This is a genomic window from Alkalibacter rhizosphaerae (assembly GCF_017352215.1).
In the GTDB taxonomy this organism is placed as follows: Bacteria; Bacillota; Clostridia; order Eubacteriales; family Alkalibacteraceae; genus Alkalibacter; species Alkalibacter rhizosphaerae.
Genome location: NZ_CP071444.1, coordinates 841,295 through 855,590, shown reverse-complemented (window position 1 = coordinate 855,590; position 14,296 = coordinate 841,295). Strand labels below are relative to the sequence as shown.

7 protein-coding genes are annotated in these 14,296 nt (G+C 49.5%); 4 read left to right on the top strand and 3 right to left on the bottom strand.

Annotation, left to right across the window (positions count from 1 at the left end):
• Positions 1–2 precede the first annotated feature (2 nt).
• Positions 3–1,625, top strand: a complete 1,623-nt coding sequence (locus tag J0B03_RS04145) for a cadherin-like beta sandwich domain-containing protein (RefSeq protein ID WP_207300601.1) — start codon at positions 3–5, stop codon at positions 1,623–1,625.
• A 57-nt stretch (positions 1,626–1,682) separates the two neighbouring features.
• Here the strand turns inward: J0B03_RS04145 and J0B03_RS04140 are convergent, their stop codons facing one another.
• Together J0B03_RS04140 and relB are read right to left on the bottom strand one after the other, a co-directional pair.
• Entirely contained in the window at positions 1,683–1,946 is a 264-nt protein-coding gene (locus tag J0B03_RS04140) for a type II toxin-antitoxin system RelE family toxin (protein WP_207300600.1), read from the bottom strand.
• The gene (gene relB / locus J0B03_RS04135) at positions 1,943–2,155 is read right to left on the bottom strand and encodes a type II toxin-antitoxin system RelB family antitoxin (RefSeq protein ID WP_207300599.1); all 213 of its coding nucleotides are present in this window, start codon (positions 2,153–2,155) and stop codon (positions 1,943–1,945) included. Before relB ends, J0B03_RS04140 begins: the two co-directional genes overlap by 4 nt.
• Before the next feature lie 168 nt (positions 2,156–2,323).
• Here relB and J0B03_RS04130 point away from each other — a divergent pair, with 168 nt between their 5' ends.
• The 3 genes from J0B03_RS04130 (at position 2,324) to J0B03_RS04120 (ending at position 11,381) form a co-directional block, all read left to right on the top strand.
• On the top strand, positions 2,324–4,660 hold the full coding sequence (locus tag J0B03_RS04130) for an InlB B-repeat-containing protein (protein ID WP_207300598.1): 2,337 nt from the start codon (positions 2,324–2,326) through the stop codon (positions 4,658–4,660).
• Between the two features lie 252 nt (positions 4,661–4,912).
• Complete coding sequence (locus tag J0B03_RS04125) at positions 4,913–8,104, top strand: InlB B-repeat-containing protein (protein ID WP_207300597.1); 3,192 nt, start codon at positions 4,913–4,915, stop codon at positions 8,102–8,104.
• Between the two features lie 172 nt (positions 8,105–8,276).
• Positions 8,277–11,381, top strand: coding sequence for an InlB B-repeat-containing protein (locus tag J0B03_RS04120; protein WP_207300596.1), 3,105 nt, complete (start codon positions 8,277–8,279; stop codon positions 11,379–11,381).
• A gap of 98 nt (positions 11,382–11,479) precedes the next feature.
• Here J0B03_RS04120 and J0B03_RS04115 read toward each other — a convergent pair whose 3' ends face one another.
• Positions 11,480–14,122, bottom strand: a complete 2,643-nt coding sequence (locus tag J0B03_RS04115) for an InlB B-repeat-containing protein (protein WP_207300595.1) — start codon at positions 14,120–14,122, stop codon at positions 11,480–11,482.
• Positions 14,123–14,296: the final 174 nt, after the last annotated feature.

Genomic DNA, 14,296 nt, shown 5'->3' with positions numbered 1-14,296 from the left:
AGATGAAAAAGTTTGGGATCATCCTAGTTATCATGTTTTGCATATTTTCCATATTGCCGGGAGAAACCATCCAGGCCGCTGGATTTTCCACCTCCATCAGCGGACCGGGGACCATTTCTGCCGGTCAGACCTTCAGCGTGGATCTGCGGGCGTCCAGTTCCGTGCCATTATACGGCATTGAAGGATCTTTTTCCTACGATACCGGTAAATTGCAGCTGGTTTCTTCTACGGGAAAGAATGGGTATACCCTGACACAGGGCTCAAAAGTGGTGGTGGACGCTGCATCACCAAAAAGTGGATCTTTTACTTTTGCTACAGTGACCTTCAAGGCAAAAAGCGGCTTTACCATTGGGAGTTCGGCCAAAGTCTCCATGGGTGGAGTCATCGGTTCGGACGGCTCAGCTACTTTGAGCGGATCCGGCTCTTCCAAAACCGTTTCCATGCCGGTGCCCAAATCATCCAACAATTACCTGGCCTCTTTGAGCGTATCCCCTAAAGGGATCTCCTTTGACAAGAACAAAACCTCTTATACGGTGGTGGTGGACAACAATGTCACTTCTGCCGCCATCAAGGCTTCGGCAGCGGATCCCAAGGCATCTGTTTCCGGTACTGGCACAAAGTCCTTGAAAGTGTATGAAAATCGTTTCAACGTTACAGTGACGGCGGAAAACGGAAGCAAGCGAACCTATAGCATCAACATCGTCCGTCGGGATGAAGACGGGAATGCAGGAGCTTTGTCCAAAAACAACAACCTGAAATCCTTGGGTGTAGAGGGATATCCCTTGGAATTCAAGGCGGATGTACTGGATTACATCCTGGATGTGGACAACTTGATCACGGATGTGGAGATATCGGCGGAAGTGGCGGACGGCAAGGCATCCATGGAGATCAAAAAAACCACCCCCTTTGTGGTGGGTGAAAATGTGGTGGAAGTGGTGGTCACCTCTGAAAGCGGAGACAACAAGACTTATGTGATCCGGATCAACCGAAGCGGTTCGGCTCCTACGGTCCCTATGGCGGGATTGATGGAAGCCCTGGGGAAAGTCACTAGTGAAGAGATCGCCGTCATATCGGATGAAACGGGGGTATTGACGACGGAAATGCTCACTGCATTGAAAGACAGCGGGAAGACCCTTATTGTGAAAGGTCGGGATGAATCTGGCAAGTCCCTTTATGAATGGACTTTGAACTGTGGAGCATTGCAAGGGGGAGAGACCCTTCGAACCAGGGTATCTTTTACTTCTCCAAATGGAGCCATGATGGACGCCGCATCCAACTACGCCAAAGGATGGATCCTGTCCTTTGAAGACAATGAAACCCTGCCGGAAGGAACCCGGTTCCAGTTGTTTACCGGTGACGGCTACCAAGACGGAGATCTGCTGCGACTTTACTATTTCAACGAAGAGACCCAGAAGCTGGAGCTGGTGCAGGAAGACCTGGTTGTGACAGATGGGGCTGTCGTGTTTCCCTTGGAGCATACTTCCGATTATCTCTTGACAGCATCCAAGGTGCCTTTGGAAGAAGAGGGAGGCATCAATATTTGGATCCTCCTAGCGGGGCTGGAACTGATGGTGATCTTGATACTTGGTGGATTGCTGCTGAAGAATAATAAGATAAAAGCTTGATTTTCCGATGGGGACGGTGACTTTTTTGCAAAAAAGTCACCGTCCCATCAAGCACGACTACTTGTAAATGTCTTTCCGGTGGCCGACGTCGATTACAACGATCACGATTCTTCCATCGTCGATCTCACAAATTGCACGATAATCACCGATTCGGTAGCGCCAAAAACCTCTCCAGTTGGCGGACAGTGCTTTTCCTTTTGCCCTTGGCTCTTCCAACAGGCCAAGGTTTTTCATATAATTGGTAATTAATTTTTGTGTGGATCGATCGAGTTTTTTCAACTGTTTTATGCTTTTTTCTGTATACAATAGTTGATAGCTCATAAATCCAATTCCCGATCTACCTCTTCTGCCGTATATAGTGGCAACTCATCTTTGACGGCCAGGTACTCTTTTATGATTTCCAAGTCGAATTCTTCTTGAATTTTTTCAATAGCCGCTTCCCTTAAAAACTCGGAAACGTTCATACCTTTTGAAGCAGCAAAGGTTTTGATCAAATATTCATCTTCTGGGTTGCATCGTACGGACAACATGATATCCCCTCCTCTCGCTCTTACTGTATGACAATGTAATACAAATGTCAAGAAATTCATGAGAATATCCATATCCCCTTGCTAAATACACAAAAAAACAATACAATGAAAACGGCTAAAAATTTTAAGTCACTTAGAAATTGAAATATTATACTTGGGAGGGAATAAATGCAAGCTTCAAAAAGAATCATCGTATTGTTATTGGCCTTATTGTTGGTACTGACCTATTTTCCGGTTGGGATCTTTGCCGTGGCAGATTATGTCGACTTTGACTTTCGGGATCCGGCCGGAGACGATTATCCGGATCTGACGGGTCGGGAGGACATTTCCTGGGACGAGGACACCAACACCTTGACCCTGACCGACTTTGATTTGGGGGAAAAGAGATCGGCGTTTCTGTTGCCGGACGATTCAACAGTAGTACTGGTGGGAGAAAACGTCATTACTGCCAGTGAAACATCGGAAGTTGGAATCTGGGGCTGGGGTTCCCTGACAATCACCGGGAACGGGTCCCTCGTCATAAAAGAACCCTTTGTTGGAATAGTAGCCGAGGGAAATCTTGTCTTAAGCAATACAACCATTGCAATGCAAGGGATCCATCCGGAGTATCTCCCGACAGAAACCGGCTTGTCTTCTCTTCCGCCTTTCAGTTTGCTGGGTTTGTATGCTGAATACGGAAAGGTCCTGTTGGACGATACGGATTTGACACTGGAAAATTTCTTTTTCGGGATCAACAGCGGGATGTTTGGAGGATCAAAAAGCATTTCCCAGGTGGAACCGGAAGAGATGGGGGTCTCCATCACGGATAGCAATGTCTCCATGACCTTGACATTATCGGAAGTGGAATTCAATTCTGCGGCCATAGCATCCGTGGAAGAAGACGTGGATATAACAGCCAGTACAGTGGACGTAGAAGGATATCAAAATGCCATCGTAGCAGGGTACATGGATTACGGATTTTTTGCTGCGGAAGCACCCTTTACCTTGCAAGGAAGAATTGCTCCTTCCGGGAACATCAACATCACCGGATCCAGTCTTGATCTGACAGGAAGCGGCTTGGTGGAATCCTACTATCCCGGACATGGCCTGCTGGCGAAGGATGGCGACATCAGCATCACCGATTCTAACGTGGGATTGGCGGATTTTATGGTCGCTGCCAGCGGAGGCTTTGAAATTCGACCCTCCAATCGATCTATGGACGAAACGGTTTTGGATACACAAAACATCACCGTCAACAACAGCCAGGTGGAGATCCGGGGCTTTGGATACGATGCTGACCTTGAATACGGGATGCCAAGTTTGGGATTGGTTACGGCAAACGGAAACATCACATTGACGGAGACCAGCGCTATTATTGATGATGTGCATTCCGGCATTGCAGCCGGTGTGCAGGGCACGGGCGAAGTTTTGTTCCATACCAGCAACGTGACGATTGGAGTTGTAGGGGATCAATCGGCCATGATCCAGGCCGTCATCGGAACGGTGAGTGCGCCCATCATGGTCTCAGAAGTGGAACCGGATCACATCGTCTTGCAAGACTGCTACATCAAAGTGCCGGTGGATGGATCCGTAGAACGTTATGAAACAGAACTGAAGGACCTGCAGATGCAGTTGGCGGAATCCCTGATATTTGACTACATTGAAGCAACTTTGGAAGGGGAAGTGGTCATATCCACGTATCCAGTGGTCTCCTTTGACAGCAACGGTGGGGATCCGGTAGAAAGTCAGACAGTGCTGCCAGGCGAAAAGGCGGAGGAACCTTCCAATCCTGATCGCTATGGCTACACGTTTGATGGGTGGTTTACCGATGATGAAACATTTGAAGATCCATGGGATTTTGAAGCGGAAGCCATGACGGAAAATACGACCTTGTACGCCAAATGGTCCAGGGATCCTCAAAAGATCACCTATGTGGAAGAAGACGACACCACAGGAGTGGGAGCGGCAGGCATGGAAGAGAACGTCAACTTGCCGGAAACAGAGGATGAGTCCATTGTGGAGATCACCGTGTTTGTGAAGGCGGAAGAAACTGATGTAGAGGAAGACGTCAAAGACAAGGTCTTGACAGAGCTTGCGGGAAAAGGGTACGACCTGCTTGGCGTGTACGACATCGGTTTGTTTAAAAGAGTGACGGATCTTAATGGCGTCACAACGGAAATGGAAATCGACAACGAGGATATCACCGGAGAGATCACGGTGCGCATCCCCTTGACAGCAGACCAGGCCGCTAAGGAAAAACTGGCCATGGCTTTTATCGATGAAGCAGGAGAAGTGACCATCATGGAAGGGTCCGTAGTGACCGTCGGGGAAGACCCATACTTTGTATTCACAACCGATCACTTTTCCACTTATGCATTGGTGGAAATGACCCGGGAAGCCAACCCGGCCACGGGATATGAGACCGACGTGGATCCAACGGAGGATTCTTCGGGAGTACTGCCATATGTGGGAGTGGCACTTTTGGGGATAGCAGCAGTTGCTTGGAAGAGAAGACGAGCGTTTTAAGGTATCGAGGTATCAAGGTGGGGACGGTGACTTTTTTGCTCAAAAGTCACCGTCCCCACTTGCATAAGCAGGCAGTTGTGATATATTGTAGATAAGGTTATGACATTTTATTCCAATATTATCAACTATAGAGAATAACGCTCATAATATTTTAAATAATAATAGAATTGCAAGAAAGAAGGTGGTTGTGTTAGGGAAAAAAGAAAATGCGATATATGGTGTTATTATTTTTTGTCAAGAAGGGAGAGAAAGATGAAACGCAGAGTATTGGTACTGATGTTTGCACTATTTATGGTCTTCTCATTCCTGCCGTTACAGGCCATGGCCGACGTACTGGTGGAAGATCCACCAGCACTAGAAACCTTGCCACCTGCAGATGAATATCCTCCGTTGGAAGAGGATCCACCGGCAGATTTGGAAGAACCGGCACCAGAGGGAGAAGATCCCCCGGCTGACTATAATGAACCACCCTTGGAAGAAAACGACCCATCCTTGATTGAAGAACCCCCTGTGCAGGAAGATCCACCACAGGACGAAGATTTGCCACCGGATCCGACAGAGGAACCGGAAGAGCCGGTCGTTTTAATGGAACCACTGATGGAACCATTGATGGCAGAGCCGGAAGATGAACTGGAGCTGGATTTTGTCCCACCGGATTATCTGGACTTTACCTTGGAAGCTACCGATCCTTCCTATCCTGGAGAAAGTGGAGAAGGATGGACTTGGGATGCAGCTACGAAAGTATTGAGCTTGAATGGAATAAATATGTCCATTATCACCACGTCAGAGCTGAGCAGTACCTTGGCAGCCCATGCTTTTGCCATCCAGGTGCCAAACGGCAGCACCATTACCGTGACGGGCATGAACAGTATTTCTCACAACAACGGGAATGGCATTCTCTGTTATGGAGATCTGACCATTAATGGAAGCGGCAGCCTCTGGGTGGATACCTATTACAACAGCATCCGTGCCATTGGTGATTTAAGAATATCTCAACTGACGATGCTGGATCTGACATCATCCTCCTATAATGGCATCCGTGCCGGAGCCGGTGACTATGGGGAGAACGACATGGGATCCAACGGGGACGTCTATCTTTCCAACGTGGATACAGTGAATATCGATTCCGAGGAGTCGGGGATCCGAACCATGAGCGAAATTTTCATCGACGGGATCACAAATCTGACGATCCTTTCCGACGATGCTTCCGGTCTTCGGTCCGGACCGTATAACGTCGATGGGTATACACCTGGAACCTTGGGCGAAACCTCCATCACCAGTTGCGGGGATATCTCCATAAATTCCTACGAAAACAGCATCCGATCTCTAGGTGATGTTTTGATCGACAACGTAGATTCCGTTTCTTTGATTTCTTCGGATAATCGAGGAATGATGGTGGGACCTGGAGACGGAGACACAAAAGATACTGGAGCTTTAGGAAGCGTTGTCATCTCCAACGTGGAAACTTTTGAGATCGAATCATATTATGATGGAATTAAAGCCATTGGAGACTTGACTGTTGACAATGTTGGGACTTTCACTATCGTCTGTGACGATAATAGTGGGTTGCGCATCGGACCAACCCAGAATCGCCAGACGGCTGCCAACGGAGATATCACCATCACCGATTGCGGGACCTTGGACATCGACGCCTATGATAATGCCATTCGCGCCATGGGCGATCTGTACATGGAGAATGTGACCAACATTGATGTTACCTCTCAAAACCGAAACGGCATTCGTGTCGGTTTGGGGGATGAAGAAATCATCACTGCCAGCGACGGCAATGCAGAGATCCTCAATTGTGGAACCTTGTCCATTACCAGTGACTACAACGGCATGCGCATCACCGGGGATTTGACCATCAATGGATTGACTGCCCTAAACATCCAGTCTGAATGGACAGGGCTACGGGTGGGATCGTCCTATTATTATGACAATCCTGAAAGATCCGACTACGGCAATTCCCAAAGCGATTCTCCAGGCAATGTCATCTTGAAGAACGTTGCAGCCATGGACATCAACGCCTATGCCAAAGGGATCCACAGCTACGGATCCACCTTGTTGGAAAATTGCACCTTTGCAGAAATCGTGGCAACGGTGGCCGGATCGGAACAGGCACTAAAAGACGACGAAGACAATGTAGGATACGGGATCCTGGCAGGCACCACCATCGATATAGTAAACAGCCATTTGAATGTATACGGGGACAAGTTTGGACTGGTCACCGGCTGGGTATACGACGCTTACGGATACACGGACATCAACCAGTCACCAGGTGGAGACATCACCATCGACCAAAGCTATGTAGATGCCAATGCAGCCCCTGAGATGATGATCGGTTATGAAGGACCAATAGTTTTTGGGGGATACGCTGCCATCTTTGCCGGCGACGACAAAGCTTATGAAGACACCGGTCATGCCCAGATCATCCTCATTGATACGGTTATCAAGACGCCGGTAGACGGCTACATTGCCGACGTGGTCATCGGTCAGTTCAACTGCCAGTCCTTTACCAATGAAGAGGAACTGATGATGGATTCCATCACCCATTGGGGAGAAGCCCTCAACAACGTGGTGTTGGAGCCCCAGTATTACGTTACCTATGATGGCAACGGCGGGACAGGCAGTTTGGAAGACACCCAGGATCCTTACTTGACAGATGCAACCGTGACGGTTTTGGAGAACACCTTTGATTTATTGGGATACACTTATGACAGTTGGAACACCAAAGCCGACGGATCAGGAACCGAGTATGCACCGGGAGCCTCCTTTGTCATTAAAGGAAATGTGACCCTGTATGCCCAGTGGAACAAGATCCCGCCGGTCGTCAAATATGTAGAAACGGATCCGGAAACGGGATTGGTTACGGAAGGAATGAAAACCAACGTGACCTTGCCGGAACTGGAAGATCCGGATACCAAAGAAGTGGAAGTATACGTCCATGTTGCAACAGGATCCCTGGATGACGCCATTCGAAGCAAGGTATTGGCGGATCTGAAAGACAAGGGATACGAACTGTTGGATATACTGGACATCAGTCTCATGAAAAAAGTAACGGAGTTTGACGGAACGGTCACTACATCGACCATAGATAACGCCGACATCACCGGCCCCATCACCGTTCGGGTACTTCTCACCGGCGACGATGTGGACAAAGACGACCTGGCCATCGCCTACATCGACGATGCAGGGAATGTAACGGTGATCACGGGAACAAAAGTGACGGTAGGCGATAAAGTCTACCTGCAGTTTGTAACGGATCACTTCAGCAACTATGCTTTGATCCAGGAGTTGGGAGATCAGGAAGCCAACCCATCCACAGGATCGATGGATGAAGGAAGCAGTATTGGCGGCAACGAAATGTCCCTATTGTCTTTCCTCGGTATCTGGTTGCTGGCAGTAGGGATCCTCTGGATCCAACGAAGAAGAAAAGCGTTTTAAGTTGTGCAAGTGGGGACGGTGACTTTTGAGCAAAAAAGTCACCGTCCCCACTTAAGTTTATCATTTGTCAATGACAAAACCCTTGTCACGAACCGTGACAAGGGTTTTGTGTGATATGATGATTTTGTGTATTTATGCATATTTATAACGTTAAGAGAAAGGGTGAATGCATTTGAAATCAAAACTGATCGTTCTGTTCTTGTCCTTGTTGCTGGTTTTCGGAACCATACCGGCACAGGCCATAGAAGGGGACCAGCCACTACTGGGGCCGCAATATGAAGACAAGGCAGAAGAAGACTTTGTGGAAGATCCGGCCAAGTTGAAAGAAACGGAGACACTGAACTTGATGGAGCCGGAAACGCCGCCACAAGCCTACTTGGATTTCACGTTGGCTGCGGAGGACGAAGGATATCCTGGGACATCCGGTGAAGGATGGACATGGGATCCTACAGGTGAAGTCCTGACATTGAACGGGATCACCTTGAACGATGCGCTGCTTGTATCCCTGAATGCTTATTACGAGTTTGCCATTCTGGTACCCGACGGGACGGAGATCGTTGTCAACGGAACCAATATGGTCAATTCACCAAACGGGAACGGCATCGTCTGCGATGGAGACCTGACCATCAGCGGGTCCGGGTCATTGACCATCCAAGCTGATTATCATGCCATTCGGGCTACCGGCAATTTGGACATCACTGGATTGAGTATGTTAAGCGGTTATTCCGACGGGGATTCGGGGATCCGAGTCGGTCCGGGAGGCGAATCTGTCAACCAAGATGGCGGACATCTGACCATTACCGATGTTGGGGATGTGATCCTTGATTCCTACGACAGCGCCATGAGAGTATTGGGGGATATAACCATTGACGGTTTTGACTCCATGGATCTTACATCATCCGATTATTCCGGGATCCGGGGTGGACCGGATTATGATGTGGAACATTATACGGATTCGGCAGGAAATGTTTCCATCATGAATGGGACCTCTCTATCCATTGATTCCTACGAAGCCGGGATCCGGTTGATGGGCGGAAATGTGACCATAGACGGTGTGACCACGGTGGATATTTATTCTGATGACAATTCCGCCATCCACGCCAAACCCTATGATGTCGACTATTTCGATGGTCTTGGCATCCTGGAAAACGGAGACGTGACCATCAAAAACTGTACGACCGTCGATTTAAGCGGCTATGACAACGGCATTCGAAATTCCGGAAACGTCATTTTGGACAACATTCAAGACCTGACGATTTTTGCGGAGGATTATAACGGGATTCGATCCGGTCCGGACAGCGACGGGGATCAGGACACGGGAGTGGATGGAGATGTGAGCATCACCAATTGCGGAGATGTGTCCATAACAGCAGAGGACAACGGCATCCGGGCCATGGGAAATCTGGTCATCGATCAGGTGGAAATCATGTTTGTCGTAACGGAGGATGAAAACGGGTTCCGTGTAGGACCTGGCGCTGACACTGACTCCGGATCCAACGGAAACGCCTCCATCACCAACGTGGGAACATTGGACATCACTGCAGATCATACGGGCATGCGGGTCATTGGAGACCTACTTGTTCAAAATGTGGATGAGCTTGAGATCGTGACCCAGTATCATACGGGGATCCGAGTTGGTCTCGGTCCGGACAGCGACGTGGAAGGCAATGGAGACGCCCAGTTCCTGGACTGCGGTACCATCACCATTCGAAGCAGCCACAACGGCATGCGGATCACAGGAAACTTGACCGTGGATGGACTGGACGAGTTGAACATTGATTCCGAATGGACAGGTCTGCGTGTCGGTTCCTCTTATCGATACGAAGATTATGCATACGGCGAATGGTCCCAGAGCGAATCTCCAGGCAATGTGGTTTTAAAAAACATTGCTGTGGTTGATATTTCGGGTTTGGCAAAAGGGATCAACAGCACCGGTTCCACTTGGATCGAGAATTGTCCGGATGCAACCGTTGTAGCAACAGCTCTTGAGCCAAGTTATCAGAGCAACAAAGGCTATGGAATCATGGCTGGAACGGAGATCACGGTGAAACTGAGCCACTTGGTCGTTTACGGACACCAATTCGGTCTGGTCACCGGTTGGACCTATAATGAGGTCACGGAAGTGACCGGCGGAGATATCACCATCGACCAAAGCTACGTGGACGCCAGCTGTGCATCGGATCTGCAACCGGTATCCTTGGATGCCCTTTCCGGGAATGCCGCCATATTTGCAGGAGACGACAAGACCCTGGAAGAAACGGGACATGCACAGATCATCCTGTCCAATGCCGTCTTTAAAGAGCCGGCTGACGCCTATATCGCTGATGTTGTCATCGGAGAATTCAACTGCCAGTCTGTTACCAACCTGGAAGAGTTGGAGATGGGTGTCATATCTTACTGGGGGCAGGCACTGAATGCTGTCATTGTCGAACCTCTGTATCTGGTCACCTATGACGGCAACGGAGGCACCGGGACCGTAACGGATACGGAAGGGCCTTACCTGACGGATGCTACCGTAACGGTGAAAGACAATGCATTTACTTTATTGGGGTATACCTTCAATAGTTTCAACACCAAGGCAGATGGAACGGGCGAAACGTATGCACCGGGAGCCACCTTTGGTATTTTGGGCAACGTCACCCTGTATGCCCAGTGGGACAAGATCCCGCCGGTGGTAAAATACGTGGAAACCGATCCGGAAACGGGATTGGTTACGGAAGGAATGAAAACCAACGTGATACTTCCGGAACTAGAAGATCCGGATACCAAAGAAGTGGAAGTGTATGTCCATGTCGTGGCAGGATCCCTGGATGATGCCATTCGAAGCAAGGTAATGGCGGATCTGAAAGACAAGGGATACGAACTGTTGGATATACTGGACATCAACCTCATGAAAAAAGTGACGGAATTTGACGGAACCGTTACTACATCGACCATCGACAATGCCGACATCACCGGTCCCATCACCGTTCGGGTACTACTAACCGGCGACGATGTGGACAAAGACGACCTAGCCATTGCCTACATCGACGATGCAGGGAATGTGACAGTTATTACGGGAACAAAAGTGACTGTAGGCGATAAAGTCTACGTGCAGTTTGTAACGGATCATTTCAGCAACTATGCACTGATCCAGGCACTGGGAGACCAGGAAACCAACCCGGATACGGGTGTGGAAGAGACGACCCAGTCTGGGATGACGGGAGTTCTTCCGGTTGCAGGATTCGGGATCTTGCTGGCAGGCTATGTGGTGCTAAAACGCAAGCGAACTGTTTGATGTAAAGGAATAAAATCAAAGGGACGGTTCTTTTGATTCCATATGAGTGGAATCAAAAGAACCGTCCCTTTGATTTCTTTGTTTTCTTTTATTTCCCGTTATTTCCGCTTCCGCCACAAAACCATGCCCAAGCCTGCCAAACCAAGCAACGATGCCAGCATACCCAATCCCATGCTTCCGGCAGTTCCAGTAGCCGGATTCACCGGTCTGGTTGCTTCCACCAGGGCGTAGATGGAAAAGTGGTCTGTCTCAAATGTAAAATATGTTTTATCTCCTACCGTTTCCACCATGCCGGTCAAAATGCTTACATTGCCGTCTCCATCCACATAGGCGATGGCCAGGTCATCCATGGCGGCCTGTTCTTCCGTCAAGGGGATGCGAACGGTCAAGTCCCCGGTGATGTCCTTGTTCTCTACCAACAGGTCTTTTTTTATGCCCTCGTAGTCTTTCACGATCTTTCGAAGCTGGATGTTCAGAGTGGTTAGCAGGGAGTATCCCTGTTGTTCCAGTTGGTCTTCCACTTCTGCCAGCAGGTCTCCTTTCAACAGGATCTCCTTGGCAGCCACGTAGATTTCAACTTCCTTGATCCCTTCCATTTCTTCTTCCGGGATGGTGACCGCATCTTCGATCCCCTGGACCTCCACGCCTGTTTCATCGTCTGTCTTGATGACTGCAACAGCGGGAGGGATGGTTTCCCATCCGGCATACAAGGTGTTGTTGGAGACGACGGTCTCTGTGGCAAAATCCCACAGTTGGGTCAAGTCTTCATCCACATACCAGCCTAAGAAGGTGTATCCTTCCTTGGCAGGATCTGCCGGTGAAGGAAGCAGATCCCCATGTGCCACCATCCGTGCTTCCACACTGCTTCCGCCGTTGGCGTCGAAGGCAACGGTGTAGGTGGTGAAGGGGGTTGCAGATACTTCTTCCGAAGCCAGACTGGGGTAAATATTGTGGACGGCCTTGACCATGAAGTAATAGGTGGTCTGGTTGTCCAATCCTTCAAAGGTGTAGGTCGTTTTCCCGTAGACGGACACCTTGTCTGTCTCGTTGAAATTTCCGGATTCTGTGGAATAATAGACACGGTAATAGGTGTCTTTTATTTCATCCCACTCCAGGACCACTTCCTGATCTCCGGCAGTGGCAGTTAACCCAGTTGGTGCCAGTGGAGTATCGTTGTCGCTTAATTGAACACTCAAGGGGTTTTGCGCTCCCAAGGTGGCTCCTCCCGTCGGGTTGGACAGCTCCACGGTCAGGTTCAAATATCCGTTGTAAGTGGAGTCGTTGTAGACGGTAAAGGGGATGTACTTCCGATCCCTATCCCCGTCCTGCCAAGTCAGAGTCCCGCTCAAAGTGTTGTAGTGGGTCCCGCCAATGGCGGTGCCATCCACAGAAGCATAATCAACAGTGACTTTCTCGTCATCTCCGTCCAGACGTTCCACCCAAATGTAGCCGTTGTAACCTTCGTAGGTACCATAACTTCCGGCTTCAAATTGCAAGGCCCCGGGTGTGACTACTGTTTTCTTGACGAAAACCCGATTTTCCAGAGAGTCGTCCGTATAAGTGTAGTAACCGGTTTTCATGGTCGGTCGGTAGGAATCGTCCACTCCTTCTCTTCGCAGCCATTCTGCCACAAAGATGTATTGATCGGGGTCCGTGGTGATGGAGCCGTCAATGGTCACCGTGCCGGCGTTATTGACATAGACACCTTCTGCAGCAAGGTCCGTACTGACCAGGGATCCGCCGATGTTGACTTGGCCGCCATATTGGACCTGGACGATCTGAAAACCGCTGGATGTAACATCTCCCAAGACATCCACTTGTGCGGACTGCCAGGACTTGACCCCGTCAATGGCGCTAGTGACGGAACCTTTCACAATAACATTGGAATGGCGAGTTGCAAAAATTCCCCATTCATACCCCAGGGAGTCGTTGCCGGTGACGGTGACATTCCCGTCCACCGTGATCAGGTTGGACGGATCGTCGCATTCCGTTTGGATGGCGGTGCCGGTTTTGGATGTTATGTTGCCCTTGGTGTGGATCTGGCCTGTTCCACTATGATAGATCCCCTCCGTTTCGGCGACAACATCTCCTTCTACGGTGATGGCCCCCGTACTCAAAGCCTGGATCCCCTTGCCGGCGATGGAAACCACGTCTCCACCGATGGTTGCGGTGCTTGACGTCGCTATATATAGTCCATCGGTCACACCCTGAACATTTCCTTGTACATTCAGGTTGCTGAATTCCCGAACGTAAGCGCCCACGTTATCTGATCCATAGCCGGGATTAGGCAGGCATTCCACGGAGGACAGGGTGATGTCGGAAAAGTTGGAGATCATGGCTCCCCGTCCCGTTCCGGTGACATAAAATCCGCCACCTCCGCTGTCGTCCAATCGGACAGTGGCGTGAAAAGCATCCATACCCAGTCCATCGGGGACCACAACGGACAAATCAAATCCGTTGGTGACCAGGGTGCAATCCGTGCCCGCCAGGCTTAGTCTCTGGTTCAAAGTCACATCCTGCAAAAGCACCAGATCCTGGCCAGCCACTGCCTGCAGAAAACCTTCCTGAATCGTTGCGTAAAATTCCGATGGTGTACCGTCTGTATAGTCCAGTCGGCATACCGCCGGGGCCATCAGGACCGGGTCTTCCGCCGATCCCTCTGCGGAAAGCACTCCGGAGGGGGATAAAATCAGACCAAATAGCAAAAATGCCGTCAACAACCACGCTGTATTCTTTCGCATCACATATCATCGCTCCTTTCTTTACCTTTATTCTATCCCATATGGATCCATATAAGAATCGTGACAGCATTTGTCATTGACAATTTATTTGTCACGGTTCGTGACCGGATATTTTTGGTATACTGAAGCGTGTGGTTGATAGTCTGATACAATGAATTATACCCTTGGAAATGT

Coding starts and splice junctions, on each gene's coding strand:
- J0B03_RS04115 (WP_207300595.1), bottom strand. CDS start 14,122: ATGCGAAAGAATACAGCGTGGTTGTTGACGGCATTTTTGCTATTTGGT.
- relB (WP_207300599.1), bottom strand. CDS start 2,155: ATGTTGTCCGTACGATGCAACCCAGAAGATGAATATTTGATCAAAACC.
- J0B03_RS04130 (WP_207300598.1), top strand. CDS start 2,324: ATGCAAGCTTCAAAAAGAATCATCGTATTGTTATTGGCCTTATTGTTG.
- J0B03_RS04145 (WP_207300601.1), top strand. CDS start 3: ATGAAAAAGTTTGGGATCATCCTAGTTATCATGTTTTGCATATTTTCC.
- J0B03_RS04125 (WP_207300597.1), top strand. CDS start 4,913: ATGAAACGCAGAGTATTGGTACTGATGTTTGCACTATTTATGGTCTTC.
- J0B03_RS04140 (WP_207300600.1), bottom strand. CDS start 1,946: ATGAGCTATCAACTATTGTATACAGAAAAAAGCATAAAACAGTTGAAA.